This window comes from Methylomonas sp. MED-D, from assembly GCF_050276835.1.
GTDB lineage: Bacteria > Pseudomonadota > Gammaproteobacteria > Methylococcales > Methylomonadaceae > Methylomonas > Methylomonas koyamae_A.
Genome location: NZ_CP189965.1, coordinates 3,440,479 through 3,466,526 on the forward strand (window position 1 = coordinate 3,440,479; position 26,048 = coordinate 3,466,526).

Here is a 26,048-nt window from a genome sequence, read left to right on the forward strand (position 1 = left end):
GATTCTAGGTCGTTACGCCATGCAAACCGAAAGCCGCCGGTCACCGCCGCTTGCCGACTTCGGTTAACAGATCGAGCTGGATTTCCTGGATTTGCGCCAGTCTCTCCCATTGGTGCGACAACAAATGATCCAACTTATCGTGAAGATGGCGGATTTCCAGCTCCGCTTTCAAATTGACTTGGTAATCGTGTTGCGAACGCAGCCGGTCTTTAGCCTCCTGGCGGTTTTGGCTCATCATTATGATCGGCGCCTGGATCGCGGCCAGACAGGAAAGCACCAAATTCAGCAAGATGAAAGGATAAGGGTCTATCGGATGGGCGACCAGCACCACCGTGTTGATGGCGATCCACACCGCCAGGAAGAAACCGAAGCACATCAAAAACGCCCAACTGCCGCCAAACGTTGCGATGCGATCCGCCAAACGCTCGCCGAACGTCCAATTCTGTTCGAATTCGATATCGACATTCTTGGCCAGCAGTTCGTGATCGCGAATGCTGTTCAACACCTCGCGCTCCAGACTGGTCAACTCGCCGCGTTCGGTCTCAAGCAGCGCATGCACATACTGCGTTCGGTAATGGGTTAAATCGGGAATACAAATGAAGCTCTCCGACGACCAGGCCGGGTGTTCGCGGGCGATTTCCGCCGAAATGACGTCGCGCACGGCGGCACCGGGAACCAAATTGCGCGCCGGGAAACTCTTGCCGCAGACCACGCACGGGTGGGATTCGGATTTCTTACTCATAAACGCTGCCTCGGGCGGATGGTTGAGCGAAGGAAGATTGGGGTAACGCCAACACAATCTCGCATCAACCTAAAAAGGGCAGTTGGCGTGTATTGCGGGCCGTTCGTGCTGAGCAACGTCGAAGCATGGACGGCTCGCAATACACTCACCAAACGGGTGAATGAAAAATCCCGCGCGCCCTTCGACAAGCTCAGGACGAACGGGATTTTTCATCGCCAAACTGCTCTTTTTAGGATCAACGACCTTGACGGAATCATAAACGTTCCGGCCGGTTCGCGGATGCCGACAACCGAATTCAGTCCGATGGCCTCGGCCTGACGGAGCGCAAACTAACCAAGCTTAGCGCGCCGGCTCACGACCGAAACGAAGATACCAGCTTGTGCGGATATTGAGGCTGTCGAACGTTTCCGGTATTTCGGTTTTAGAGGGGCAGTTTGATCGGGGCAGGTCTTGCGTAGCCTCGATGCAGCGTTAGCGGAATCGAGGGTGTTGGCCCTCCGTCATCAGACTAACATCGGCGAATTGTAAGAGTGTTTGCCTTCGAATCCTCGATTCCATCGAGGCTACTTGCTTGAAGTAGATACCATTTTGGTATATGCTCGCGGCATGCATGTTATAGCCAAGCCTGTACTAGTCGAATTTTGGACAAAACACCTCGCCTCTGAAAAGCCGTTGCGTGCATGGTATCAAGTGATGGAAAGCGAGCTCTTTAACAACTTCAATCATCTTAAAACTGTATTTGCCAGTGCGGATTATGTCGATGGCTTGACTATTTTCGACATCGGCGGCAACAAATATCGCCTGATTGCCTCAATCCACTATAACCGGCGCAAAGTGTATATCCGCAACGTGCTAACCCATGCCGAGTATGATCGTAACCACTGGAAACGGAAGACTTGACTATGCGAACTGTTCCTGAACCCAAAGCAATATTAAAAGCCTGGATGCCATTCAAAGAGCTGGTTGGCGTAACCGGCGTCCATACCGATGACGATTATGCACAAGCCCGTGCAACTATTGAGGTCTTGCTGGACGAAGTAGGCGATGACGAAAGCCATCCCTTAGCTGATGTATTAGATTTTCTATCTGACCAGATTAAAGCTTACGAAGACGAGCATGTTGTTATACCCGAAACCGAGCCGAAGGAAGTGCTACGTTTTTTGATGGAACAGCAAGGATTAAAACAAGAGGATTTATCCGATTGCGCTCCTCAAGGACGTATATCAGACATATTGGCTGGAAAGAGGTCGATTAGCAAAGATCTGGCGAAACGCTTTGCACAGCGTTTTCATATTAGGGCTGATGTGTTTTTATAACGGAATTCAGGCTTCGTTGATACACGCGGAATGACAGCCAAAAGGTACGCGGTGCGTACCCTACCGGACTTTTTCGGGCATCCTGCTTGAAAAAATCGGCAAAAATTACGCGGCGGTTATTTCCGGCATCCCGGTTCATCCGCGTCACCTCCGCGCTATCCGATGCGTCCAAGGAATTGGACGATTTCCGCGACCATCCGCCAGCAGATTCTTGCGAGAGGTCTGGCGCCCCAAGCCGAACAGATGTAGGGTGGGCAAAATTGCCCACCGATTAGCTTCGCGTGGGCACAAAAACCGTGCCCACCCTACCGCCCGCCGTTCCGTCATCCAGTGAAACTTGACGAACTGCTTGATCCAATCGCAGTAACAACGTTCGGTATGCAAGGAATAATGTTTCAACCGCATCGCGCGACGCACAACGTCCAATAAGCTTGGCGATGTGGTGCTTGACATAAAACACCTACCTGATAAAGTCAGCGGCGAATTTAATACGCAGGCAAGATTGCCTGAATTGGCCGCCAATATCAAGTTATCCAGGCAAACATGCCCACTTTTACAGATACGCAGGCAAAAATGCCTGAAAAGGCGGTTAACCAAAAATGAGAAATTCCCCGGCTCTGCCGGGGAGACAGCAAAAGTTTGACATATAGAGGAGTCCATCAGGAAACTCCAGAGCGTGAGCCGCCAAGCAAGCGCAAGAGGAGAACCTGATGGACGAGAATGAGAGCTTAAGTCACTCGAAATGGGAGTGCAAATATCATGTGGTATTTATACCGAAATGCCGCCGTCGAACCTTGTATAAGGCGTTGCGAAAGCATTTAGGCGAAGTATTTCGGCGCTTAGCGAGTCAGCGAGAAAGCCGAATATTGGAAGGTCATTTGATGCCGGATCATGTGCATATGCTCATATCGATACCGCCGAAATACGCGGTGTCGCAAGTGGTAGGCTACATCAAAGGTAAGCGTGCGATACATTTGGCGAGGGGCTATGGCGAGAAGAAACGCAACTTCGTGGGTCAACATTTCTGGGCGCGAGGGTATTTTGTTTCGACGGTTGGCAGGGACGAAACGATGATACGGGAATATATTCGGCATCAGGAACAGGAAGACCAGCGAGTCGAACAAATGAACCTTTGGCAATGAGTCGCCACCTATTGGCGGCTATTGATAAGGGGCCGCGTTAGCGTCCCCATTTACCGCTTTGAGCGGTTCACTTTATAAAGCCCCCGGCTTTGCCGGGGGATATTTACTATCAGCTTAAGCTCTTAGCAAAAAGTTAGCGTGTATTGTGAGCCAAACCCTCGGCCAATTTCGTCAATAGCCTGCTCAAGCTCATCCGGCATAAATGTTTTGAATGGCAGCCATTCATATTTCATTTTATGCCACAGCAATTCAATCCGATTCAACTCAGGGCTATAGGGCGGCAGGAAATAAAATCGAATACCTTTCTCTTCCAGCAAATCCCAATACGGCTTCAGTTTTTTGGCCGTATGAATGGACGCATTATCTAAAATCACCACCAATGGCTTGCTGACGCGTTGGACCAATGCCATCAGAAAGCCAAAAAACCACAGACCATTGACGCTTTGCCACAGCTTAGTCAGCATTAATCGACCCGATGAAAGCAAAGCGCCAATGACGTTCATCCGCTGCGCGCGTTTAGCGGTAATGGCATGAACTTCTCCGCTTTTGGTCCAAGCCGAACGATTCGGTGGTTGTGGTGCAAATCCGGCCTCATCCACATAGGCCAATTCGATTTCGCCGGCTTGCGCTTGCTGAATCAGTGCGGCAATGTCGTGTTGGGCCCGCTCGAAGCGCTCGGGATCACGCTTTTTTTTAAACTGTAACGGGTGCGCTTCCATACATAGCCCATCCGTTTTAACTCGTTCCGCAAGGTGCTGGCGCTAATCGTCACGTCGCATTCCGTCGTTAGACGACTGACCAATGCCCGGCAGTTTAAAGGTTCCGCATCGATCCATTCTTTGAGCCGGCATCGATGCGCGTCAGTCAATTTACTTGGTGCACCACTGCGGGGTTGATCCGGTAAACTGTTCAGCCCATTTCTCCACCACTTCCGCCGCCGCTCCCGTATAGCTTCCGGTTTCACGCCTTGCTGTTCTGCAATCGCAATGACTGTCTGGCCATTGGCTAACATCAAAATGGTCTGTGCCCGCTCCCGTTCTCGCCAATCGCTCCCTTTTTTGATAATTTGCTGGAGCTGCTCTCGTTCGCTTTCGTTCAATTCTATTGCTCTTGCCCGCATTCTGTCGCTACCACCACACCTGAAATCTCGCTATTTTAATGCATGGTGATTTGTTGTTAAGCGCTTATATGGGCAGATTTGCCTGATAATCAATAGTTATGTGTAAATCATGTCTGAACTGAAACAGCTCATTGAAGAGTACGGCGGAATCCAACCGCCTCATTTGGCCTTTTATATGGAATCGATCCGTTTTAGCAGTGAAGCTGCAATGAACTCCATCGATTATCTGGCGGACTTCATTAAAATGACTAATGAAACTAAAGGCCAATATGAAATGACCAGAGAACTGCAAACGATTATTTTGGATCATCTCCAAAATATTTTGACGCATGCTGCCGCTTTATCTCGGTATTTCTGGCCTTCTAAACCGGGTAAAAATAGTCTTCATCAGAAACGAGCTGAAACATTAATGGCTGAGTTTGATTTAAACGATGGTAGCCCATTAAAAAACAGAAAGCTTCGGAATCAGCTTGAGCACTTCGATGAAAATCTGGATAACTATTTGTGGTCGAAACCGTTAGTTGGATACGTTTTACCAGCTTATGTTGGAGGTGTTTTTGATAATGATGGTGTGCCCACGCATTTATTTCGTGCATTCTATATTGATGTTGGCATATTCGAAACACTGGGTCAGCGATATGAAGTTCAACCCATAGTTGATGAGCTTTGTAAAATTCATGATAAGTTTAACAGTGCTAACAATCACACATAACATGGCGCTCCAGCGGTCGGCTTAGCTTACGTTATGTTTCATCTGGAGGCTTGATTGCAGCTTGAATGGAAGGAAACTCCCGAGGGCGTCGATTGGCAAGAGCTTTCAGCCCTCTATCTGGCGGCACCGCTGGGCGAGAAGAACCCTGCTGATCTTGAGAAGGCATTCTCAAACAGCATGTTTCGGTTCTTCGTTTACGACTCTGGCCGTTTGGTTGGTGTTGGTCGAGCACTTGCTGACGGTGCGGACTGTTCTTACATCTGTGACGTCGCAGTTCTCCCCACACACCAAGGCATAGGCTTAGGGAAAGAAATCGTCACAAAGCTCATTGCATTGTCGGCCGGTCACAAGAAAATCCTGCTTTACTCTGTTCCGGGCAAGGAGTCTTTTTATCGCCGTCTTGGTTTCAAGCGAATGACAACAGCAATGACCATCTTCGAGAATCAGGCCATTGCCCTTGAGAGGGGATTGGTCAATGAAACATAACTCTGCGGTTCACCAGACGCTGCGCGATAACGCCGCGCAGCGCCGGTGACCTTCCCGTTAGGTGCTATGCCGAACACCATGACGCTATCTGAAATTGACCGCGAAGCCTTTCTACAGGCTTTGACTGAACGCTTTCCAGAAATTGCTGCAAGCATCAGCGATATTGAGAGTGGCTTGCTACATCCCGAAATGGGAGTTGTCTCAGATGCCACACGCTCCGCGATAGCAGCGCACAACTGGGAGGCTGTAAAGGAACAGTTTGAGTTCATCGGCGAAATCTTCGTTGGTGCAAACGACGCAGTGCGTAATGCCGTCTACGTTTCCTATCTTGAGAACGTTCTTTTGGGAGAAACGTCTTCTGATTTCAAGAAGGCCCGTGCTATGTTGCCACCTATGCTTAACCACGCCATGGCTGAGCTTGAGGCTCACTTTGAAAGGCTTGCTAATGCCCAACAACGCACCTAACCCTGCGCTCAAGGGCCGTAGGGCGGATAAGCGAAGCGTCATCCGCCGATAAAACCGTCAATTGTCCGATTCATCCGCTCCCGAAAATACCAAGTCCAACCCCGCTCAATTTAACGGATAAATGCCCATTTTGACCAAGCGATGAACACTTGAATATGGCCTTTATGTCCTTGGGTAAATCCTTAACGGTAATCGCCCAACCATGCTTCACTGGGTTGTAACGGATGTAATTCATATGTGCCGCGTAGCAGGTAAACCACCCAGGCATCGATATGAAATGGTGGCTTTTCCAGAGCCATTCATTCTCACCACTTCCCGTCACTCGGCAATATGCTCGATTAACAGCGTCGATTTCCGTTCGAGCAGGTTAACGGTGAAAAAATAGGTGCCGCCAGAAACGCGATTTCGTCGGTAGTTTGACGCGAAAAGAGTTTAACCGATTTGGCGGATGACGCTACGCTTATCCGCCCTACAGCCGCTTTGAAATTGTGATCAAACTGCTGGGATTCATGGTAAGCGGTCCTTTAACAGCATCTGTATAAACAGCTCGAAAGGAACGAAGATAGTGTCCACTTATAATCAGGTGGACACCTATGAAGGAGCATAACACGCGATTATCGCGGCCATTAATCGTGGGGCACGGGCGAGACGGCCGTTGCCTTTATGATCCGGAAGCCAAGCGGGAGCTAGTGAAAGTTTGCTTGCATTCGGGCACATCGGTTGCCAAGATCGCTCTGCAATACGGTATCAATGCCAATCTGCTGCGCAAGTGGATGGGGCATTACCGAGAAACAGGACATCCGAATCCGAACAGTCCATTAACGTTGCCGGCTTTTGTGCCCGTTCAGTCGCTGAGCGCAGAGAAACCGGCTGAGTCAGCGCTCAGTGCGGAGTTGCCCAACGGCGTTAAACTCGCGTTACAGCCTGTCGCACTGAGCGACCTGCCGGTGATTTTGAAGGCGTTGGCCGAGCTGCCATGTTTCGTTTCGACGCAGGATTGAAGGTCTACCTGCACCGCGAGCCGGTCGACGGCCGCAAGGCCATCAATGGTTTAGCGCTGCTGGTTGAGCAGGCATTAGGCTTGAATCCGTTCGAGCCGGCCATCTACGTGTTCAGCAACCGCCGGCGGGATCGGATCAAACTGCTGTTGTGGGACCGCACCGGTTTTTGGTTGATGCTCAAGCGGCTGGAAGCCGACCGTTTTCACTGGCCGAAAGAGGCAGCAGTTGTGATGTTGACGGTCGAGCAACTCCACTGGTTGTTAGCCGGTATTGACTTGGCCGCGATGCGGCCGCATCCGGCACGAACCTATACCCAAGTGGGCTGAAACGCGGATGTAAAGCCGGTAAAATAACGGCATGACGCCCACCATCACGCTGTCCACCGAAGACTACCAAGCCTTGCTGGCCGAGCAGCAACGGCTGGCGAGTCAACTGCGGTTGGTGACGGTCGAGCGGGATTTATTGAAAGAACGTGTGGATGCCTTTCTGCATAGGCTGTATGCCGCAAAATCCGAGGCGCGGGCCAATCCGGCCCAGCGCGACCTGTTCCTGAACGAAGCCGAAGTGTTGGCGCCGAACGGTGCTCCAATCGCCGAGGAAGCCACGCCCGAAGCGGTCGAGGTGGCCGGTCACCGCCGTAAGAAACGCGGTCGCAAACCGCTCGATCCGCATCTGCCGCGTGAGATCGTGCGCCATGAATTAGCGGAAGCCGAACGCATCTGTGCGCATGACGGTACTCGTCTGGTGGAAATCGGCGCTGAAATCAGCGAGCAGCTCGACATCGTGCCGCAACAGGTGCGAGTCATTCAACATCACCGCGTCAAATATGCCTGCCCGTGCTGCGATGAAAGCATTCGCGTGACGCCGGCACCGGTTCGCATCATCCCCAAAGGCTTACTCACCGAAACGGCATTAGCCTGGGTCGTCACCGCCAAATACCAGGATAGCCTGCCGCTGTATCGGCAAGCCGCGCTGTTGAGCCGTTTCGGCGGCGATCTGTCGCGCAACACGCTGGCGGCTAGCATGGTGCGGGTTGGCGACGCAGTGCAACCCATCATCAACTTGCTGCGCGACCATCTGCTCGATGCCGATCTGATCCTGGGCGACGAAACCGTGGTTCAAGTGCTCAAAGAATCCGGCCGAGCCGCGCAAAGCAAAAGCTATCTGTGGGCACAAATGACCGGCTCCGGACCGCCGATTCGGCTGTTCAGCTACACGCCGGGGCGCGGCGGAACGCATGCGCAGCCGTTGTATGAAGGCATCAAACCCGGCGCGGTACTGATGAGCGACGGCTATGAGGTGTATAACGCCATTGCAGCCAGCCGGGGTGCGATTCACCTCGGCTGTTGGGCGCATGCGCGGCGTTATTTTGTCGAGGCCGAAGCCGCCATTCCTAAAGCCGCGCGCGGCCCGGAGCAACTGGCGACGCAGTTTATCGCGGCGATGGGTGAACTGTACGCGATTGAAACTCAGACGGAAGACCTGAGCGTCGAACAGCGTGGGCAGCGGCGCCAGGAGCAAAGCCGACCGGTTTTGGTCAAAATCGAAGCCCTGCTGCTACAACATCTGCATGCGGTAATCCCCGGTAGTTTGCTGGGCAAGGCTTTGCATTACTTGTCATCGCAGTGGTCCAAACTGATCCGCTTCGTCGACAACGGCGCTTGGCCCATCGACAACAACCTCTGCGAAAACGCCATACGCCCCTTCGTGGTGGGCCGCCGCAATTGGTTGTTTTGCGATACGGTGGCCGGCGCCCGTGCCAGCGCTAATCTTTACTCGTTGATCGAAACCTGCAAGGCCAATAGCGTCGACCCTTACACCTATCTGGTCGATCTGTTCCGAAAGCTTCCCACCGCAAAAACTGTCGAAGAGTTCGAAGCGCTGTTGCCTTGGAATCTCGACGCCCTAACGGACTAATCGCACGCCAACGGTTAAGTCATTGTCCGTTTCAGTTCTAGTGCGTCCTTCAAAGATCGCTTACGATTCATGAGCTGCGATAAGGGATAAACCAGTCATTCATTAGAAATGCGAAGCGGCGCATTCCGCCTCCCATCCGCCGCAGGAAACGCGGATTCCGCAAAGCGCTTGGTCCAATGAACGGTCGCACCATTCGCGTTCTGTTTTCCCAGTTCTCCGATGGTATTTCGCCAATCGGCGGATTGCCAGCTCAACCGCCATCCGCCAGCGGATTCTCTCGATCGGTCTGTTGCCCAAGTTGCTGGGCCAAGCCAAGCAGTATGCCTTCGGGACCCCGAATGTAGCAGAGCCGGTAGCTGTTTTGATAGTTGACGACCTCGTCGACCACGGTCGCGCCGAGCAGACCAAGCCGGGTCAGCGTGTCGTCGAGGTTGTCCACGGCAAACATGACGCGCTGGTAACCCAGCGCATTGACCGGAGCGGTACGGTGATCGGAAGCCACGGCTGGGGCGTCGAAGCGCGCCAGCTCGATGCGGCCGTGGCCGTCCGGCGTACGCAGCATGGCGATCTCGACGCGCTGGCCGCGCAAACCGGTGACTCGCCCGGCCCATTCGTCGTCGATATTCATGCTCCCTTCCAGAATCAGGCCAAGTTCCAAGAAAAATTCAACGGCGGTATCGAGATCGGCCACGACGATGCCGACATTGTCCATACGTTTAACAGTCATAAGGTCTCCTGGGTGTTTGTTATTCCGGCCTCGCGAAGTCTAAACGGCCGTTCGCCTCTGGCAAGACGGCCAATCTTTCGATAAGCACGCACGGTTTGAACCTTTAAGGGCCGGTTCAATCACGTTAGCGGCGGACCGCGTTACGCGGCTTCACCGCGGCCGGCCGTCTCGATGGCTGGCTTGACGTCCGCTTAGCGATCAGGGAAGTCCGGATTGTTGGCGCCCTCCCCTCCCAGAGAAAACCGTCTAAGCCGGTGACATAGCCGAAATAGTCGCCCATATGCCGATAAGTTAAACCGTTCGTGGTGAGCTTGCGAACCACGGACGGTTTAACCCTCCGCCCCTCGACCGTGCTCGGGACGAACGGTTAATCCGTAACTTAACCGGGTTGCTCGCCGCCCAAGTCCATGGATTGCGCCTGCTTAGTAACCATTGCGCCGAAAGCTGCAACACGCCCAAGCAACGCATCGGCTTCGGCCAAGCGCCAATCGAACGAGTCCGGCGCCGGCAATCCCGCCATCGTTAGGGCCGCGAGGGCGCGAGCGCTTGCAAATGCGGTGTCATAACGCCTTCCAGCCAACACATAAAGACCTGCACGCGCCGGGACAGGTGGCGGCGGTTGCTGTATAGCAGCGTGACCGGCAGCGGTTCGGCCCGGTAGTCCGGCAAGACTTCGATCAGCTCGCCGCGCCGCAGGTAGGGTTCCAGGTTGGGTTCCGGTCCCTGAATCATACCCAAACCGGCCAGACAGGCGGAAAAATAGGCGATGGAGCTGTTGACGGTCAAATTGCCGGCCATCGACAGGTTGCGGACCTCGCCGCTGGCGGCATCGACATATTCGAAGCCGGCGGGTTTGCTGCCCAGGCTCAAGGCGTAATGTATCAAGCGATGTTCGGCCAAATCGGCCAGGGTTTGCGGGATGCCGTAGGCGGCGGCGTACGCGGGACTGACGCAATTCAATTGCCGATAGGCGCCCAAGCGGCGAGCCACCAAGCGCGAGTCGGAGATGGTGCCGGCCCGCATCACGCAATCGAAGCCTTCGGCGACGATATCGACTAAGTGGTCGGTGGCGCCGAGTTCGACTTCGACGTTCGGATAGCGGGCCATGAATTCCGGCAAGCGCGCCATCACGATGCCGGCCACCGCGCCGACCGACATATCCACCCGCAGCCGGCCGCGCACGTCGGCCGGATCGATCCGGAACATGTCTTGCAGTTCCTCGGCGTCGGCCAGCCATTCCAGGCAGCGTTGATAAAACACCTGACCGTCCTGAGTCATTTGCACTCGCCGGGTGGTGCGGTGCAGCAAGCGAATGCCGGTCTGGTTTTCCAGCCATTGCACGGCCAGCGAGGTTGAGGCCTTGGGCAAGCCTAAATCCGCCGCGGCCTGCGTAAAACTGGCCGCTTCCGCGACCCGAACGAAGATTTTGATCGCGTCGAGTTGATTCATCTTGGAGGACTGTTTTCCTGAAAAAGCGATTGGGCAACGCCGTATGAATAGTTAGAAATTTTGAACAGTGTTATCGGCATTTGCCCGTTTATCCGATTAAATCCTAAAAATATACTGAATTCCGTCTATTGCAACCGGCGCGCTGGCGCCGCAAAACGGAGGTTCGGATGGCAAAAATCGCGTTAATCACCGGCGCGTCGCGCGGCATCGGCAAGGCCGTCGCGCTGCGTCTGGCGCAAGACGGCTTCGACGTCGCGGTCAATTACGCCGCGAACGCCCAGGCCGCCGAGGAGGTCGCCGCGCAAATTCGCCTGATCGGCCGGCAAGCGGTGGCTTTGCCCGCCGACGTCAGCGATCCGGCGCAAGTCGCCGAGTTATTCGCCAACGCCGAGCGAGCGCTGGGGCGCATCGACGTGCTGGTCAACAACGCCGGCATCATGAAATTGCAAATGCTGGCGGAAACTGACGACGCCAGCTTCGACGACATCGTCGCGGTCAATTTGAAAGGCACGTTCAACACGTTGCGCCTAGCGGCAAGCCGCTTGAACGATGGCGGCCGCGTCGTCAATGTTTCGACCAGCGCGATCGGCCTGGCTCTGCCCGGCTATGCGATCTACAACGCCGCCAAGGCCGGGGTGGAAGCCCTGTCCCGCACCTTTGCCAACGAATTGCGCGGCCGCAATATTACCGTGAATTGCGTTGCGCCGGGACCGACCGATACCGAATTGTTCTTTCACGGCAAGACCGCCGAGCAAGTCGAACGCTTACGCAAGTTGCCGCCGCTGGAACGCCTGGCAACGCCGGACGACATTGCCGCCGTCGTCGCGTTTCTGGCCGGCCCGGACGGCGGCTGGATCAACGGCCAAGTCCTGCGCGCCAACGGCGGACTGAATTGAACCCAACAACCGCTTTCAACGACAAACACAATCTAAGCCAGGAGTAAGCCATGTCCAAGCAACTATTAACGTCCTTTCAATTGCACGATTTAACGCTGAGCAACCGCGTGGTGCTGGCACCGTTGACTCGCGCCAGGGCCGGCCAGGAGCGGCTGGCCAATGTCATGATGGCCGAATATTACCGGCAACGCGCCTCCGCCGGCTTGCTGATCAGCGAAGCGACGTCGATTTCCGAACAAGGCTTGGGCTGGGTGAATACGCCCGGTATTTACAGCGATGCGATGGCGCAAGCCTGGCGCCAGGTGACCGACGCGGTACACAGCCGGGGCGGCCGGATTTTCATGCAACTGTGGCATTGCGGCCGGGCTTCGCACAGCAGCTTTCACGGCGGACAACCGGCCGTCGCACCGTCCGCGATAAAACTAAACGGCGATTACATTCACACGCCGCTAGGCAAACAGCCTTACGAAACGCCACGCGCGCTGGAAACCGCCGAATTGGCCGGCGTCGTCGAGGATTATCGCCGCGCCGCCGAACGCGCCTTGCTAGCCGGCTTCGACGGCGTCGAAATCCATGCCGCCAACGGCTATTTGTTGGACGAATTTCTGCAATCCAAAACCAATCACCGCGACGACGCCTACGGCGGCAGCATCGCCAACCGCTATCGCCTGCTCGGCGAAGTGTTTGCCGCGATCGCGACGGTCTGGCCGGCGCACCGCATCGGCGTTAGATTGTCGCCCAACGGCGCCTTCAACGACATGGGGTCGGCCGATTACCGCGAGCAATTCGCTTACGTCGCCCAACAACTCGACCGACTCGGCCTGGCCTATTTGCACGTGATGGACGGCCTGGGCTTTGGATTTCACCAACTCGGCAGCGCGATGACCTTGAGCGAATTCCGCGAGTATTTCCACGGGCCGCTGATGGGCAACTCCGGCTACGATCAAGCCAGCGCCGAGCAAGCCATCGCTTCCGGCGCGGCCGACCTAATCGCGTTCGGCCGGCCGTTCATCAGCAATCCGGACCTGGTGGAACGCTTTGCCCAGAACGCGGCATTGAATCCGGAAGCCGATGTCGCCCACTGGTACACACCGGGCGGCGCCACCGGCTATATCGATTTCCCCTGCTTGCAATATTAATCGGCTAGTCTCGGCCAGTCAGAACCATCAGCACAATCGATCAGGAGTCTTCATGGATTTGCAATTACACTACAAAACCGCGTTGGTGACCGGCAGCACCGCCGGCATCGGCTTCGCCATTGCCAAGGCGCTGGCCGGCGAAGGCGCGAATGTCATCGTCAACGGCCGATCGGCGGCGTCGGTGGCGCAGGCGATCGAAGAACTCGCGCCCTGCGCCGCCAACCAGTTGTTCAGCTTTGCCGGCGATTTGTCGCGAGCCGACACGGCGGACGCCTTGCTGGCCGCCCATCCCCAGGTGGATATTTTGATCAATAACCTCGGCATCTTCGAACCGGTGGCCTTCGAAGACATTCCTGACGCCGACTGGCGCCGGTTGTTCGAAGTCAACGTGCTGAGCGGCGTGCGCCTAGCCCGACTGTATCTGCCGGCGATGCGCGCCGCCAACTGGGGCCGGATTGTGTTCATCTCCAGCGAAAGCGGCGTGCAAATCCCGGCGGAAATGATTCATTACGGCATGACCAAGGCCTCGCAGATCGCGGTGGCGCGCGGCTTGGCCGAACACGTGGCCGGCACCGGTATCACCGTCAATTCGGTGTTGCCCGGCCCGACCCGCTCGCGCGGCGTTGGCGATTTCGTTAACCAACTGGCCGAGCAACAAGGCATCAGCTTCGAGGCCTTCGAACAACAATTTTTCGAAACCGTCCGCCCGACTTCGTTGATCAAACGCTTCGCGACGACCGACGAAGTCGCCTCGCTGGTCTGCTATCTGGCCAGTCCGCTGGCCGCGGCGACCACCGGCGCCGCGCTGCGGGTTGACGGCGGCGTGATCAAAAGTGCATTCTGATTGTCAGTCCAACTGCGACGACCGGGCGAATTCGCCGCCCGGCCGTCGCCATTTTCCGGAGGTCCAATGTCCGAAGTCACGTTAAACGGCGGTTGCCTGTGCGGCGCCGTGCAATTTCAAGTGCGCGGCGAGCCGCAACGTTTTTACCACTGCCACTGCCGCCGCTGCCGCAAGGCCAGCGGCACCGGCCATGCCAGCAATCTATTCCTCAACGACGCAACGCTGAGTTTCACTCAAGGCGAAGGCTTGCTGAAGCGCTATAAAGTACCGGACGCCCAACGCTTTGCCCGCCAGTTTTGCAGTGAATGCGGCGCGGCGGTGGCTCGCTTCGTACCGGAATTGAACGGCGTGGTAATTCCAGCCGGCGCACTGGACGATGCCGCGCCGATCCAGCCGCAAGCGCGGATATTTTGGGATTCGCGCGCCGACTGGTCGTGCGATGGCGACGATCTGCCGCGTTACGCCGAATATCCGGTGTAAGCGCCGTCCGGCGGTTTAGTTCTCGCGGCGATGGGGATCGTTCTCGACGAGGTACGCTGGGGCATGATCGGCTGCGGTGCGGTGACCGAACGCAAAAGCGCGCCGGCCTTCAATAAGATCGAGCAGTCGCGGCTGGTGGCGGCGATGGGCCGCGATGCCCGCAAGGCGGCGGATTACGCGGCGCGCCACGGTGTCCCGCGATGGTATGCCGATGCGGAGGCGCTGATGGCCGATCCGGAGGTCAATGCCATTTATGTCGCGACGCCACCGTCCAGCCACGCCGAATACGCAGTGCTGGCCTTGCAAGCCGGTAAACCGGTCTACGTCGAAAAACCGATGGCCTGCCGCTACGCCGAATGCCAGGCCATGAACCAAGCCGCCAGCGCCGCCGGCCTGCCGCTATTCGTAGCCTATTACCGGCGAGCCTTGCCGTATTTTTTGCAAGTCAAAGCGCTATTGGATGCCGCCTCGATCGGCTCGATATTGGCGATCAACGTGCGCCTGGTGCAATCGCCGCGCCCGGCCGACCGCAATCCAAACAGCTTACCGTGGCGGGTAAACCCGGCCGTGGCCGGCGGCGGTTACTTCTTCGATTTGGCCTGCCATAGCTTGGACTTACTGGACTTTTTACTAGGCGCTATCGTCGGCGCCCAAGGCTACGCCGAAAATCGCGGCGGACTTTACTCGGCCGAAGACACCGTCGCGGCATCTTTTAAATTCGCAAGCGGCGCGCTGGGCACGGGTTTCTGGACTTTCGCCGCTACGGACGCCGGTCGAAGCGACAGCGTCGAAATTCTGGGCACTGCCGGCACGATCCGCTTCTCGACTTTCGCCTTCACGCCGATCGAGCTGGAAACTCCAACGGGCACCCAACGCTACCTGCCGCCGAATCCGGAAAACATCCAATTCCACCTAATCGCTGCCATCGTCGCCGAACTGCGCGGCCAAGGCCGCTCGCCGTCGAACGGTACCAGCGCGGCCCGAACCAACTGGGTCATGGATTGCATCACAGGCGTTCGGCACGAATCGAAATTTGCTGGTTTGGGTTAGCTCTACCATATTGTTCAGCTTGTGTTTGCCAAGCGCGACAATCGGGATATAACCGCGATTCAGCCAGCCTTCGAGGACGCCGGAGAGGATGCCGGTTATCTCGTGGAAGCGTTCCCGATGCATAACCGGGACGAAGGCCGCCAAGGGCCATTGTTGGGCTTGTTCCATGTTTTCGGGCATTTGGGTTAGTATTAGTGCTGGTTGGGTTACAGGCAAAACATGATTGCTATGTTTGCACGCCACCATGAAAACCTTGCGCGAACGACTTTTAAAGGTAATTAACTTTAAAAGGGAAGCTTCAAAAATTTTGTAAGAGACAACAGGCGTTGACCGTGCAAAATAGTCAAGCATCAAGCGCAAAAACCCAATTGGAGCCACCGAAAAACATTTGGAATCAGTATTCAAGCTATGGCTTGAATACGAATTATGGATAGCGACGGAAAAAACTAATCCAGAAGCCGGAAAAATCAGCCCCGAACTGGAGGAAATCAGGCAAAACTAGAAAAGACTGGGTAACGGCAGATAAAGCGTTATCGAGATGGATACTTCGTTGTTCAACCATGGAAGGCCAAACACATAGCCGCTGTCAACTCAATTTAAACGAAGGTAGAAAATAATCAAAAGGAATGCTGAAGCCAATGATGCAAGAGAAGTTTCGAACCAGATTCCAAGAACTTACAGATAGTTTCAAGGAAATCCAATTTATTACTGATGGATTTGGATTTAAGGTTTCAAAAGATGGGAAATGGCAAAAATGGGCAACAAGCGCTGAAAACTTAATCAGAGCTGTTTTTTCAGATAACTCACCGCACTATATCAACTTCAAAGACCAATACAGCCAATGCAAAAGGGATAGTCTAAACGTAGAAGCCCTAGAATCAATTTTCCATAGCGCAAAAGAAGATTTTGAAGGTGGCTACATTTTTAATGTCGAACTCAGAATATCAGGAGAAGTGTTTGGCGATTTTATAGCCCTCAGTAGGCAAGCTCTTTCCGAAGGCCAAAAGGATGTTGCCGCTGTTCTAGCCTGCGCGGCTCTTGAAGATGCCTTAAAACGCTATGCTGAAATTAATGGACTAGCTGTAGATGATAAAACGATGCAGGACGTTGTAAACGCATTGAAATCCGCTGGGCTTGTTGCTGGAGCACAAAAATCTTTATTAGATGCAATGCCACGAATTCGTAATTTTGCCATGCACGCCGAATGGTCAAAAATATCGGAACCTGATGTTAGTAGCGTATTGGGTTTTGTTGAGCAATTCTTGCTAACGAAATTTGTTTAATTAGAAATATATCAAAAACCGAACAGTTAAGAACAATTACCAAGAATCCAATTTAAACCCTTATCAACCGTTACCTCAACGATTAAAAATATTTATGGCTGATTTCCTACGCAAAAGACTGCAAGTGTTTGTTTCATCAACTTATGAAGATTTGAAACTGGAAAGACAAGCTGCTGTAGAGGCTATCTTAGTTGCAGGACATATACCTGCTGGCATGGAACTATTCACAGCTGGCGACGAATCACAAATGGAAGTTATTAAGCAGTGGATCGATGAATCAGATGTATATCTACTGATCCTCGGCGGACGGTATGGCAGCATAGAACCCGCCAGTGGAAAGAGCTACACCCACTTAGCAGGCTGTTGAAATTTGCCGATATACCTTCGGTTTCGACGCCATTTTCCGAAGCACCGGGTGGTCTGGAAGCCTGATTGGGCCTCAAAAACCGGTTTTAGCCGGTTATATTCACCCCGAAGGGGGTCAATTCCGCCTTTGGGCGGATTTCAGGCGTACTAGCGCCTAGGCGGTCGTGTAACGCCAGCCGAAAATGGCGCCCATCCGCGTTAGGTTATAGGCCGCAAACGTAAAAATCGTTTGCGCGGCGACTTTCTTCAAACCCCGGAACTTGGTTTGCCGTAGCGGACCGACGGTCTTGGCCCAGCCGAAGACCTCTTCGATCCGCTTGCGGATTTTGAGGCTTTTGCGGTAGCCGTCGTGTCGGGTGGTGCGGCCGTCGATGGCCGAGCCTTTGTCCTTGCTGGCGACATGCGGGGTCACCTTGCGCTGGCGTAGATTGGCGACAAAGTCTTGGGTGTCATAGTTTTTATCGGCACCCAAGGTCGCGCCCGGCTTGTGGATCGTACGCTTGACCATGGTTTGAGCCGCTTCGCGTTCCGCTGTTCCCTTGGCCTGAGTGACTTCGACATCGACCACCAGGCCGTTACGGTTTTCCATCAAAGCATGACCAAGAAATGCCAACTGCGATTTGTCGCCCTCGCTCTTTTTGTACAGCCGCGCATCGGGATCGGTACGTGATACGTGAGTCTCGTTACTGCGCTTCTCGCCCTTGAAGTTGACCGTGGGATTACGGCCGCCGTCTTCCGGCGGCGGGGTCGAGCCGTCTTTTTTGACGAAACTCTTGTGCGAGGCCCAGGCCTGAATCAGCGTACCGTCCACGGAAAAATGTTCGTCGGACAGCAACTTTTGCCAGTCCGCCAAGGCCAACACCCGTTCGAAAAACAAACGACTGATGCGCTCGTTCAGCAAGCGGTCGCGGTTGGCGCTGAAGGTGGAGTGGTCCCACACGGCGTCATCCATGGTCAAGCCGACGAACCAGCGGTAAAGCAGATTGAAGTCGATATGCTCCACTAACTGCCGCTCCGAGCGGATGGACAACAAGACTTGCAGCAGGCTGGCGCGTAACAGGCGCTCCGGCGGAATGGAATCCCGGCCGCGACGGGCGTAGAGCGCATCGAACTCGTCATCCAATGTGGCCAGCAACAGATCGACCACTTTGCGCAGCTTGCGGAGCGGATGTTTTTTTGGAATCCGTTCTTCCAGGGTTCGGTAACTGAACAGTTCTTCTTGGGTAATGTCGGCGCCGCGCATGGATTCGATGGAATATGTGGAAAACAAAAGCATTTTACCATGAATAACAATGTGTTACGAATATATCCAGCACCTAACTCAACGAATCAATGCGGCTTGCGGGGGAGATAAAATCAACAGCCTGTTAGAATATGAATATGCTGTTTCAAAAAACAAACCTCTTTTTGCTTGCGTTGTAACCGAAGAAGCGCTTGATAAAATGGTAAAGGAAAGAGGACGAAAGGTTTTAGAAGAAAATGAGCCGAGTTCCTTAAAGAGCTTTCGAAGCCTTGTATTGTCAAAGATGGTGAAGTTTTTTGACGACACGAAAGATATTAAAATTGCAATTGGAGATACCATGTCCCGCTTCGCGCATCGCGATGATTTAACGGGCTGGGTCCGACCAACTACAGAGGTTGATGTCGGCGCACTTGCGTCGGAAATTAGTCGTCTAAGCAAGGAAAATTCTGAACTTAGAGTACATCAAGATAAGAACCTAAACGAGCCAATTATAGCCGGATTACTCTACAGCGACTTAAAGGAATTACTGGAACGAACTGACTTAATAATAACATTGAAAGAAATTGATAAATTACCACCTGAATCTTCCTTTATTACCCTAGAAAATATAAATAAAGACGATGCAACTAAACTAGTAAAATATGGAATAGCACATAATAATGGCCTTTCCTACGCAATCAACGAGGAAGGAAGAAGGTTTTTAAATAAATTCGAATTGGACCAATTAAGAATAGAAGGCAATTATTAGAGTTATAAACAAAATTCAAAGATATCGTTGGTTGTAGAAAATACCGTGCAATACATCGTTCGCACAAGGCATTACTAATAACACAGTCAACCTCGATAATGATTGCAGTCAAATCACTGTCCATGGTAGAAACTGAGCGTCTTATTTGATCTAAAAAATCAATAATATAAGTGTCACAAAATAAATTTATTCTAACTTCCAACAACACTAATATGGGGAGTGAGTCATGGCTAAAAGAGTAATTTTGCAAGTTGACGGTGGCGGCATTTTGGGGATTACGCCCGCCATAGTTTTACATCGGCTGGAAACCGATTTAAGAGCGAAACACGGCAATAATCATTTTCTACTGCGGGACATGCTGACTTTGTGCTGCGGCACGAGCACCGGCGCGATTATGGCGGGCTTTGTGGCTGCTGGGGTCGATGCGGCGAATATCGATAAGTTTTATTCGATTGACGGTGTCGATCTTTTCAATAATAGCAAAAACCCGATTTACACACGATTTTTAAAGCCAAAGTTTCAACGGCAGCCTTTCGTCGATAAGTTGAATGCCATTTTGCAAAGCTTTTCAGTATCTCAGAATGCCAATGTCACGCTAGGCCAGTTGCCCAACACTTTGAGGCTGATGACGACGGCTTATAAGCGCTTAACAACAAATCACCATGCATTAAAATAGCGGGATTTCAGGTGTGGTGGTAGCGACAGAATGCGGGCAAGAGCAATAGAATTGAACGAAAGCGAACGAGAGCAGCTCCAGCAAATTATCAAAAAAGGGAGCGATTGGCGAGAACGGGAGCGGGCACAGACCATTTTGATGTTAGCCAATGGCCAGACAGTCATTGCGATTGCAGAACAGCAAGGCGTGAAACCGGAAGCTATACGGGAGCGGCGGCGGAAGTGGTGGAGAAATGGGCTGAACAGTTTACCGGATCAACCCCGCAGTGGTGCACCAAGTAAATTGACTGACGCGCATCGATGCCGGCTCAAAGAATGGATCGATGCGGAACCTTTAAACTGCCGGGCATTGGTCAGTCGTCTAACGACGGAATGCGACGTGACGATTAGCGCCAGCACCTTGCGGAACGAGTTAAAACGGATGGGCTATGTATGGAAGCGCACCCGTTACAGTTTAAAAAAAAGCGTGATCCCGAGCGCTTCGAGCGGGCCCAACACGACATTGCCGCACTGATTCAGCAAGCGCAAGCCGGCGAAATCGAATTGGCCTATGTGGATGAGGCCGGATTTGCACCACAACCACCGAATCGTTCGGCTTGGACCAAAAGCGGAGAAGTTCATGCCATTACCGCTAAACGCGCGCAGCGGATGAACGTCATTGGCGCTTTGCTTTCATCGGGTCGATTAATGCTGACTAAGCTGTGGCAAAGCGTCAATGGTCTGTGGTTTTTTGGCTTTCTGATGGCATTGGTCCAACGCGTCAGCAAGCCATTGGTGGTGATTTTAGATAATGCGTCCATTCATACGGCCAAAAAACTGAAGCCGTATTGGGATTTGCTCGAAGAGAAAGGTATTCGATTTTATTTCCTGCCGCCCTATAGCCCTGAGTTGAATCGGATTGAATTGCTGTGGCATAAAATGAAATATGAATGGCTGCCATTCAAAACATTTATGCCGGATGAGCTTGAGCAGGCTATTGACGAAATTGGCCGAGGGTTTGGCTCACAATACACGCTAACTTTTTGCTAAGAGCTTAACCTCTCCAGCCATCGAACACACTTCATTAAGTCTTATGACCCAAACGATCAAGCCATTCGGCTTGCCGATGCAGTGGCATGGTCGGCACTCTCGGCCGCTTATTATTTTGGCAAGATCAATGTGTCAAATTACAAATGGAAACAATTGGATAACAGTACCCCTCCAAAAGTATCCGACAGAGAGGGCGCATCGTTTCAAGACGGCGGACAAGGTACGCAGAATTGCACGCTGGACTTTGTATTAGCGGAAATTCTGGCCCAGAGCTGGGAACACGACGAGGTAATTATTATTTCGTTGGGAACAGGCAGCAAAACGAAATATACGCCGTATAGCGAATCCAAGGGTATATCGGACATCGGGCAAGCGATTAAATTTATCGCCAATCAAGCGCGCGACGAATCGACCACGGTTCAGGAGATGGCTACGAGGTATATCTGCAAAAAGCTGCCGAATATTCAATTGTTCCGCCTGGATTATGAGAGCCCCGAAGATTACGACCTGGACGATACCGATCATGTCGACGTGTATAAAAAAGGCGCGCAACAAATCATTGCCAGTTCGGAGTATGGCAACTTAGTGAGCTTGCTTTAAGTTGGATTGGGAAACCTTCTTACACGACGAGTATTAGGAAACAGGATTCGAGCGAATGGTTTGCCGATATTCGTCCGAACGGGGTTAGCGGTAAGCAGTATCGGAAGAGCTTTCCGACGAAGGCGGAGGCATTGCGTTGGAAGGCTTGGGTTAAGGCGAACAAGATCCATCGACCGGATGGGGAGCAGCAATCGAAGGATAGCCGGCGTTTGTCGGAGTAGATGGACACGTGGTACCAGTCTTAAGGCCGGCATTTGAAGGACGGCGAAAACCGGGTGTTGATGATCCAGAACATGTGCGGCCGGTTGTAGAATCCAAGAGCCATCGAGATCGACGCGGATTTGTTTTTAGCATATCGCAACGAGCACTTGGCTTCCGGCGTGTCGGCCAATACGATCAATCACGAGCAGACTTATCTAAACGCGATTTTTAACGAACTGGGGCGCTCGGGCGACTGGTTGGAGCCTAACCCTGTCGGCAAGGTTAAGAAGCTTAAAATTGACGAGTTCGAGCTGAAATATTTGAGCCTGGACGAGATTAAAGAGCTGTTGCCGATGTTACAGGCATCTAAGAGCAACGCTTATGCTCAATGACTGCGACTTTTTATCTCTGGGTGTCCCGCCAGTGTCCCACGGGACAACGCCCAAAACTAGGCTAAGCCGTCCGAACTTCGTCCAACAAATCCGGATGTCGGTCTAGGACTTTTAGAAGTTTGACCAGCGCCAGCGGTGGCTTGGTTTTGCCGTTCTCGTAGCGGGAAAAGGCATTGATACCGCCACCGAAAATCTCCGATGCTTCCTTTTGGTCGAGTGCCAATTTTTTGCGGACGCTGGCAATAAAGCTGGGGTCAACAATCGACGCATTGACCTGCTTGTTGAATTCAATCATCAAAGCCATCGTGCGCCGGGATTCGTCGGCATCTGTAATCACTTCATCGCAGGCCGGGCAAAATTCGCCGGTTACGTCGGGAATCATCGTAGACTCGCCTTTGTAGATGTAAGGCATGTCTCGGGTATCCCCCACCAGCTCGGCAGCGCCGCAAGACGGACATTTCATAATCACAACTCCTTAAACGAAACGACCAACACATCATCAACGACAGTTAATTTCAAATAAACATCGCCGGCCACAGTTTTAGGCCGGTAAACATCCTGCCAAACCTTATGGTCGGCATGGGTGCTCATGCTTTTGTAAAAATCCGCTCCAGTTAACTCCAAGATTACCGCCAGCATGCCATCAAAATCAAATCCCAAAGCCGCCGCGCCTTCTCGTGTGCTTTTAGTCGTTCTAATCTTACCGTCGGCAATTAGTGCCTTGATAACCGACAGTTTGCAATGGGGTGTTTGTTTCTCCATGCCTGAGATATTAACCTAATTGGTTAGTTCCAACAAATCCGAAACCACGCCTTAATGCTGTGCTATCCAAGCCTCTAAGCTGTCGGCATCTATCAACACCTTGCGACCAATACGGTTTTGCTGGTGCGGATTAGGCGCATTTTTTGGAAAAAATCCGGCCCATTGTTTTGTGGAGTATTGCGTTTTTTATTTCGAATAGTCCGATCAGTGTCCCAAGCAATAAAAAAGGCCTAGGTGAGGAACACCTAAGCCTTTGATATATGGAGCTGGCGATGGGACTCGAACCCGCGACCGGCTGATTACAAATTTGAAGGCCCGCTATTTTCTGCTGATTAACCAACCTTAACTAAGCTTTACAAATCAACAAAATCAACCTATTATCAGCCTTACGGGGTTACACGAAATTTAATCAAATTTAACCTACTGTGTAACCCCGGCGTAACCCCGGAATAATTTGTAACCCCAGAGGGTGGGAACATGGCAGATAACAAAATCAACTTTACCAAGGCCGCATTGGATGCCCTGCCCCTACCGGAAGCCGGCAACCGGTCGACCTACCACGACACGAAAACCAACGGACTACAGTTGCGCGTCACCAGCAACGGCGCAAAAACCTTTTCCTTGTTTCGTCGGGTTAAAAACGGAAGCCCAGAACGTGTAACGTTAGGCCGTTATCCGGATATGACAATCGAGCAAGCCCGAACCGAAACCACCCGGCTTAATGGCTTACTTGTTCAAGGCATTAACCCCAACACCGACGCCAGAGCCTTAAAGACCGAAACCACCTTGCAAGAATTGTTCGACGACTTTTTGCAGCACCGACGCAACAAGCGCGGCGCTTTTCTGTCGGAGAAAACCAAACGAAGCTACCGCTACGACTTCGGCCTGTATCTTGGCAAATGGAGCAATCGCAAGCTGTCACAATTCAAAGATACCGACTTCGGCAAACTACATGCCGAAATCGGCAAGGAACACCCCACCACGGCAAACCGCGTAATCGCGATGGCTTCCAGCCTATTCGGCTATGCTGCCGAGCGTAAGCTATTCAAAGGCGCGAATCCTGCCCACGGTATCAAGAAATACCCGGAAACCAAGCGCGAGCGGTTCCTACAATCCGACGAACTGCCGGCATTTTTTACCGCCCTGGCCGAAGAAGCCAACGACACCCTACGCGATTACTTTTTAATTTCCCTGCTGACCGGGGCGCGGCGCTCGAACGTGCAAGAAATGCAATGGAGCCAGATAAACTTTGACCGAGCCGAGTGGCGCATACCCATCACCAAAAACGGCGAGCCGCAAACCATCACCCTGTCCGCCGAGGCGCTGGAAATCCTACGCGACCGGCAAGCCGATAAAGCCGGCGTTTGGGTGTTTCCTGGCACGGGTGCAAGCGGTCATTTAGTCGAGCCTAAGAAGGCATGGCGGCGCGTACTGGATCGGGCCGGAATCGACGACTTACGGATTCACGACTTGCGCCGCACCCTGGGAAGCTGGCAAGCCAAAACCGGCGCATCGTTGGCAATAGTCGGCAAATCGCTTAATCACAAGTCACCATCGACAACCGCCATTTATGCCCGGCTTGACCTTGACCCGGTACGCGAATCGGTAGACCGGGCAACCGGCGCGATATTAGCGGCGGCAGGCCTTAAGGAAGCGGCGGACATCATCCCCATGAAACGCAATAAAGGGTAATCGGCACATGATTGACATGGAGCGGATTACCCGCTGTGTGGCGTCGCAGCAATACCGCTATTCTCGGCATGGCGACAGAGAAAGGCAAAATGACGCGCTAAGCCTAGATGAAGTCGAGCAGTGTCTATTGAATGGCCGAATTATTGAACAATACCCCGATACCGGACGCGGCGAAAGCTGTTTAGTGGTGGGCTTTTCCAATGACGGCAAACCCATTCACGCCGTATGCGGCAACATGGGCGAAAAATTATTGATCATCACGGTGTACATTCCAACACCGCCTAAATTTATTACCCCCTTCGAGCGAGGCAATCCCAAATGACCGATCAGGAACAATGCGCATTCTGCGGTAACACGCACTTAACCGCCAAAACCACCCGTTATTTGCATCAAGCACAAGGAGAAATGTTGATTGTCGAGCATGTGCCTTGTATCGAGTGCGACTTCTGCGGCGAGCAATATTTCGATGTTCAGGTATTAAAACAAATCGAAGCAGACCACCAGGCTATCAATGAACACCGCAAGCAGCCCGCTCGATTTGTTCAGGTAGCGGTAGAAGAATACCACGCGGCCTGATCGATACCCATTTAACCGGATAGCCCGGCCAGGCAACAAGCGGGATTCGTCCCCCGCTTCCGGTTAATCTTATAGGGCGGTTTGACACTTTGACGAGGTGTTTTGATGCTTATTCGCAATGAAGACTTTAATTCAATAGCTATTGAAGAATTTGATTCGCTTTTGACGAGCCAAGTACAAGAAGCGCTGGGAAGTGGAAAATACAAGACTGCAAATGCCAAAAAGTTATTAAATGAATTTTGCTCGAGCGTGAGAAATCAATTTAATAGCAAAGGAGAGCCTTATAAAAAGCCTCCAAATGGAAGCACTGATATTAACATCGACCCACGACTTGCTTGGTATTTGTTAGGATGCATCGAAAAGATACTTGATAAAAATGGCCCTATCGATCCTAAGCAGGCATTAAATCTGAAAGAGCCTTATGTAAGCGGAAAAAAGGTAAAACAGGCCGACCCTGACCGAAAAATAGGAGAAATGCGGATTGCAAATGACGTCTCTAATTTGGTCAAACAAGGTATCGGGCTAGAGGTGGCATTCGCTGAAATCTCCTGTAAGTATTACCCTAGCGACGACACCAAGGGTTACAAAGCTGTAAGGGATGCTTATTATGAATACAGGATTGAATCTCAAGCAAAAAGAGTGTCAAACTCTACAGAAAGATATGTCAGAGCCAAAAAATCCATTTAGTAGGCATTACTAAACGGACAAATTTTATATTTTTATGTGAATAATAAGGCGTCATGTTTAATCAGAATCAACGGAGATTCGCAGCATGGCACCCAAAGCAATCAACCCCACCAAAACCAACGACGAAATACTAAACAACACAGACGCTGCGGAATACATCGGCGTCACCCCACGCACATTAGAGGTCTGGCGCTGTACCAAGCGTTACCAAATCCCATTTATTAAAGTAGGTCGATTGGTGAAATACCGCAAATCGGCGCTGGATGCCTTCCTGGTGTCTCGCACTGTCGGTGCGGAGGTGTAAGCCG

General features: G+C 52.6%; 37 protein-coding genes. 27 read left to right on the top strand and 10 right to left on the bottom strand.

Going from position 1 to position 26,048, the window contains the following annotated elements:
- Nucleotides 1–40: 40 nt before the first annotated feature.
- Nucleotides 41–742: a DUF1003 domain-containing protein gene (locus ACQE3E_RS15265; RefSeq protein WP_313729816.1), complete on the bottom strand. Its 702-nt coding sequence runs from the start codon at nucleotides 740–742 to the stop codon at nucleotides 41–43.
- A gap of 567 nt (nucleotides 743–1,309) precedes the next feature.
- On the opposite strand from ACQE3E_RS15265, the gene ACQE3E_RS15270 reads away from it, so the two are divergent.
- Together ACQE3E_RS15270 and ACQE3E_RS15275 are read left to right on the top strand one after the other, a co-directional pair.
- Complete coding sequence (locus ACQE3E_RS15270) at nucleotides 1,310–1,642, top strand: type II toxin-antitoxin system HigB family toxin (RefSeq protein WP_313729815.1); 333 nt, start codon at nucleotides 1,310–1,312, stop codon at nucleotides 1,640–1,642.
- A 2-nt stretch (nucleotides 1,643–1,644) separates the two neighbouring features.
- Nucleotides 1,645–2,058 (top strand): helix-turn-helix domain-containing protein, encoded by a 414-nt coding sequence (locus ACQE3E_RS15275; RefSeq protein WP_313729814.1) that lies wholly within the window; start codon nucleotides 1,645–1,647, stop codon nucleotides 2,056–2,058.
- A gap of 144 nt (nucleotides 2,059–2,202) precedes the next feature.
- Here the strand turns inward: ACQE3E_RS15275 and ACQE3E_RS15280 are convergent, their stop codons facing one another.
- The gene (locus ACQE3E_RS15280) at nucleotides 2,203–2,718 is read right to left on the bottom strand and encodes a phage integrase N-terminal SAM-like domain-containing protein (protein ID WP_427500738.1); all 516 of its coding nucleotides are present in this window, start codon (nucleotides 2,716–2,718) and stop codon (nucleotides 2,203–2,205) included.
- 50 nt (nucleotides 2,719–2,768) lie between these two features.
- Here ACQE3E_RS15280 and tnpA point away from each other — a divergent pair, with 50 nt between their 5' ends.
- Nucleotides 2,769–3,200, top strand: a complete 432-nt coding sequence (tnpA, locus tag ACQE3E_RS15285; RefSeq protein ID WP_313729813.1) for an IS200/IS605 family transposase — start codon at nucleotides 2,769–2,771, stop codon at nucleotides 3,198–3,200.
- A gap of 122 nt (nucleotides 3,201–3,322) precedes the next feature.
- On the opposite strand, the gene ACQE3E_RS15290 is transcribed toward tnpA, so the two are convergent.
- Entirely contained in the window at nucleotides 3,323–3,919 is a 597-nt protein-coding gene (locus ACQE3E_RS15290; protein ID WP_313728407.1) for an IS630 family transposase, read from the bottom strand.
- Nucleotides 3,838–4,320 (bottom strand): helix-turn-helix domain-containing protein, encoded by a 483-nt coding sequence (locus ACQE3E_RS15295; RefSeq protein WP_313728406.1) that lies wholly within the window; start codon nucleotides 4,318–4,320, stop codon nucleotides 3,838–3,840. Before ACQE3E_RS15295 ends, ACQE3E_RS15290 begins: the two co-directional genes overlap by 82 nt.
- A gap of 109 nt (nucleotides 4,321–4,429) precedes the next feature.
- On the opposite strand from ACQE3E_RS15295, the gene ACQE3E_RS15300 reads away from it, so the two are divergent.
- The 6 genes from ACQE3E_RS15300 (at nucleotide 4,430) to tnpC (ending at nucleotide 8,901) form a co-directional block, all read left to right on the top strand.
- A complete protein-coding gene (locus ACQE3E_RS15300; protein ID WP_313729812.1) occupies nucleotides 4,430–5,032 on the top strand; it encodes a hypothetical protein in 603 nt (200 codons plus the stop codon).
- A gap of 54 nt (nucleotides 5,033–5,086) precedes the next feature.
- The gene (locus tag ACQE3E_RS15305; protein WP_313729811.1) at nucleotides 5,087–5,518 is read left to right on the top strand and encodes a GNAT family N-acetyltransferase; all 432 of its coding nucleotides are present in this window, start codon (nucleotides 5,087–5,089) and stop codon (nucleotides 5,516–5,518) included.
- A 78-nt stretch (nucleotides 5,519–5,596) separates the two neighbouring features.
- Complete coding sequence (locus ACQE3E_RS15310; protein ID WP_313729810.1) at nucleotides 5,597–5,983, top strand: DUF7674 family protein; 387 nt, start codon at nucleotides 5,597–5,599, stop codon at nucleotides 5,981–5,983.
- Between the two features lie 593 nt (nucleotides 5,984–6,576).
- Complete coding sequence (locus ACQE3E_RS15315; RefSeq protein WP_231883784.1) at nucleotides 6,577–6,984, top strand: transposase; 408 nt, start codon at nucleotides 6,577–6,579, stop codon at nucleotides 6,982–6,984.
- Nucleotides 6,960–7,310: an IS66 family insertion sequence element accessory protein TnpB gene (gene tnpB / locus ACQE3E_RS15320; protein WP_313727828.1), complete on the top strand. Its 351-nt coding sequence runs from the start codon at nucleotides 6,960–6,962 to the stop codon at nucleotides 7,308–7,310. Before ACQE3E_RS15315 ends, tnpB begins: the two co-directional genes overlap by 25 nt.
- Before the next feature lie 31 nt (nucleotides 7,311–7,341).
- Nucleotides 7,342–8,901: an IS66 family transposase gene (gene tnpC / locus ACQE3E_RS15325; protein WP_313728405.1), complete on the top strand. Its 1,560-nt coding sequence runs from the start codon at nucleotides 7,342–7,344 to the stop codon at nucleotides 8,899–8,901.
- Between the two features lie 250 nt (nucleotides 8,902–9,151).
- On the opposite strand, the gene ACQE3E_RS15330 is transcribed toward tnpC, so the two are convergent.
- The 3 genes from ACQE3E_RS15330 to ACQE3E_RS15340 form a co-directional block, all read right to left on the bottom strand.
- Entirely contained in the window at nucleotides 9,152–9,628 is a 477-nt protein-coding gene (locus ACQE3E_RS15330) for a VOC family protein (protein WP_427500739.1), read from the bottom strand.
- A gap of 379 nt (nucleotides 9,629–10,007) precedes the next feature.
- On the bottom strand, nucleotides 10,008–10,148 hold the full coding sequence (locus ACQE3E_RS15335) for a hypothetical protein (RefSeq protein ID WP_313729808.1): 141 nt from the start codon (nucleotides 10,146–10,148) through the stop codon (nucleotides 10,008–10,010).
- 2 nt (nucleotides 10,149–10,150) lie between these two features.
- Complete coding sequence (locus tag ACQE3E_RS15340; protein WP_427500740.1) at nucleotides 10,151–11,077, bottom strand: LysR family transcriptional regulator; 927 nt, start codon at nucleotides 11,075–11,077, stop codon at nucleotides 10,151–10,153.
- A 167-nt stretch (nucleotides 11,078–11,244) separates the two neighbouring features.
- On the opposite strand from ACQE3E_RS15340, the gene ACQE3E_RS15345 reads away from it, so the two are divergent.
- The 7 genes from ACQE3E_RS15345 to ACQE3E_RS15375 all read left to right on the top strand — a co-directional run bounded on the left by ACQE3E_RS15345 (nucleotide 11,245) and on the right by ACQE3E_RS15375 (nucleotide 17,136).
- Nucleotides 11,245–11,973, top strand: a complete 729-nt coding sequence (locus tag ACQE3E_RS15345) for an SDR family oxidoreductase (protein WP_427500741.1) — start codon at nucleotides 11,245–11,247, stop codon at nucleotides 11,971–11,973.
- A 50-nt stretch (nucleotides 11,974–12,023) separates the two neighbouring features.
- A complete protein-coding gene (locus ACQE3E_RS15350; RefSeq protein WP_427500742.1) occupies nucleotides 12,024–13,112 on the top strand; it encodes an alkene reductase in 1,089 nt (362 codons plus the stop codon).
- Nucleotides 13,113–13,164: 52 nt separating this feature from the next.
- Nucleotides 13,165–13,956, top strand: coding sequence for an SDR family NAD(P)-dependent oxidoreductase (locus ACQE3E_RS15355; protein ID WP_427500743.1), 792 nt, complete (start codon nucleotides 13,165–13,167; stop codon nucleotides 13,954–13,956).
- 66 nt (nucleotides 13,957–14,022) lie between these two features.
- Nucleotides 14,023–14,436 (top strand): GFA family protein, encoded by a 414-nt coding sequence (locus ACQE3E_RS15360; RefSeq protein ID WP_427500744.1) that lies wholly within the window; start codon nucleotides 14,023–14,025, stop codon nucleotides 14,434–14,436.
- A gap of 30 nt (nucleotides 14,437–14,466) precedes the next feature.
- Entirely contained in the window at nucleotides 14,467–15,486 is a 1,020-nt protein-coding gene (locus ACQE3E_RS15365; RefSeq protein WP_427500745.1) for a Gfo/Idh/MocA family protein, read from the top strand.
- A gap of 638 nt (nucleotides 15,487–16,124) precedes the next feature.
- On the top strand, nucleotides 16,125–16,769 hold the full coding sequence (locus ACQE3E_RS15370; RefSeq protein WP_427500747.1) for a DUF4145 domain-containing protein: 645 nt from the start codon (nucleotides 16,125–16,127) through the stop codon (nucleotides 16,767–16,769).
- Between the two features lie 94 nt (nucleotides 16,770–16,863).
- Nucleotides 16,864–17,136, top strand: a complete 273-nt coding sequence (locus ACQE3E_RS15375) for a DUF4062 domain-containing protein (RefSeq protein WP_427500748.1) — start codon at nucleotides 16,864–16,866, stop codon at nucleotides 17,134–17,136.
- 153 nt (nucleotides 17,137–17,289) lie between these two features.
- Here the strand turns inward: ACQE3E_RS15375 and ACQE3E_RS15380 are convergent, their stop codons facing one another.
- Nucleotides 17,290–18,378 (bottom strand): IS5 family transposase, encoded by a 1,089-nt coding sequence (locus tag ACQE3E_RS15380; RefSeq protein ID WP_427501641.1) that lies wholly within the window; start codon nucleotides 18,376–18,378, stop codon nucleotides 17,290–17,292.
- Between the two features lie 49 nt (nucleotides 18,379–18,427).
- Here ACQE3E_RS15380 and ACQE3E_RS15385 point away from each other — a divergent pair, with 49 nt between their 5' ends.
- The 6 genes from ACQE3E_RS15385 to ACQE3E_RS15410 all read left to right on the top strand — a co-directional run bounded on the left by ACQE3E_RS15385 (nucleotide 18,428) and on the right by ACQE3E_RS15410 (nucleotide 22,023).
- A complete protein-coding gene (locus ACQE3E_RS15385) occupies nucleotides 18,428–19,126 on the top strand; it encodes a hypothetical protein (RefSeq protein WP_427500749.1) in 699 nt (232 codons plus the stop codon).
- Nucleotides 19,127–19,352: 226 nt separating this feature from the next.
- The gene (locus ACQE3E_RS15390) at nucleotides 19,353–19,802 is read left to right on the top strand and encodes a patatin-like phospholipase family protein (protein WP_427500750.1); all 450 of its coding nucleotides are present in this window, start codon (nucleotides 19,353–19,355) and stop codon (nucleotides 19,800–19,802) included.
- A gap of 30 nt (nucleotides 19,803–19,832) precedes the next feature.
- A complete protein-coding gene (locus ACQE3E_RS15395; protein ID WP_313728406.1) occupies nucleotides 19,833–20,315 on the top strand; it encodes a helix-turn-helix domain-containing protein in 483 nt (160 codons plus the stop codon).
- Nucleotides 20,234–20,830: an IS630 family transposase gene (locus ACQE3E_RS15400; protein WP_313728407.1), complete on the top strand. Its 597-nt coding sequence runs from the start codon at nucleotides 20,234–20,236 to the stop codon at nucleotides 20,828–20,830. The genes ACQE3E_RS15395 and ACQE3E_RS15400 overlap by 82 nt, the downstream gene beginning before the upstream one ends.
- Nucleotides 20,831–20,983: 153 nt before the next feature.
- Nucleotides 20,984–21,430, top strand: a complete 447-nt coding sequence (locus ACQE3E_RS15405; protein ID WP_427500751.1) for a hypothetical protein — start codon at nucleotides 20,984–20,986, stop codon at nucleotides 21,428–21,430.
- A gap of 323 nt (nucleotides 21,431–21,753) precedes the next feature.
- Nucleotides 21,754–22,023, top strand: coding sequence for a phage integrase (locus ACQE3E_RS15410; RefSeq protein ID WP_427501654.1), 270 nt, complete (start codon nucleotides 21,754–21,756; stop codon nucleotides 22,021–22,023).
- A gap of 61 nt (nucleotides 22,024–22,084) precedes the next feature.
- Here the strand turns inward: ACQE3E_RS15410 and ACQE3E_RS15415 are convergent, their stop codons facing one another.
- Nucleotides 22,085–22,486 carry a type II toxin-antitoxin system MqsA family antitoxin gene (locus ACQE3E_RS15415; RefSeq protein ID WP_064028737.1) on the bottom strand — a complete coding sequence of 134 codons (402 nt, stop codon included), beginning with the start codon at nucleotides 22,484–22,486 and terminating at the stop codon, nucleotides 22,085–22,087.
- Between the two features lie 2 nt (nucleotides 22,487–22,488).
- Complete coding sequence (locus ACQE3E_RS15420) at nucleotides 22,489–22,785, bottom strand: type II toxin-antitoxin system MqsR family toxin (RefSeq protein ID WP_427500752.1); 297 nt, start codon at nucleotides 22,783–22,785, stop codon at nucleotides 22,489–22,491.
- Nucleotides 22,786–23,262: 477 nt separating this feature from the next.
- Between ACQE3E_RS15420 and ACQE3E_RS15425 the strand changes: the two genes are divergently transcribed.
- The 5 genes from ACQE3E_RS15425 (at nucleotide 23,263) to ACQE3E_RS15445 (ending at nucleotide 26,044) form a co-directional block, all read left to right on the top strand.
- Entirely contained in the window at nucleotides 23,263–24,477 is a 1,215-nt protein-coding gene (locus tag ACQE3E_RS15425; RefSeq protein WP_427500753.1) for a tyrosine-type recombinase/integrase, read from the top strand.
- A 7-nt stretch (nucleotides 24,478–24,484) separates the two neighbouring features.
- The gene (locus tag ACQE3E_RS15430) at nucleotides 24,485–24,799 is read left to right on the top strand and encodes a DUF4258 domain-containing protein (RefSeq protein ID WP_427500754.1); all 315 of its coding nucleotides are present in this window, start codon (nucleotides 24,485–24,487) and stop codon (nucleotides 24,797–24,799) included.
- The gene (locus ACQE3E_RS15435; protein WP_427500755.1) at nucleotides 24,796–25,053 is read left to right on the top strand and encodes a YgiT-type zinc finger protein; all 258 of its coding nucleotides are present in this window, start codon (nucleotides 24,796–24,798) and stop codon (nucleotides 25,051–25,053) included. Before ACQE3E_RS15430 ends, ACQE3E_RS15435 begins: the two co-directional genes overlap by 4 nt.
- A gap of 105 nt (nucleotides 25,054–25,158) precedes the next feature.
- Complete coding sequence (locus ACQE3E_RS15440) at nucleotides 25,159–25,740, top strand: hypothetical protein (protein WP_427500756.1); 582 nt, start codon at nucleotides 25,159–25,161, stop codon at nucleotides 25,738–25,740.
- An 85-nt stretch (nucleotides 25,741–25,825) separates the two neighbouring features.
- Entirely contained in the window at nucleotides 25,826–26,044 is a 219-nt protein-coding gene (locus ACQE3E_RS15445) for a helix-turn-helix domain-containing protein (RefSeq protein WP_427500757.1), read from the top strand.
- Nucleotides 26,045–26,048 lie beyond the last annotated feature (4 nt).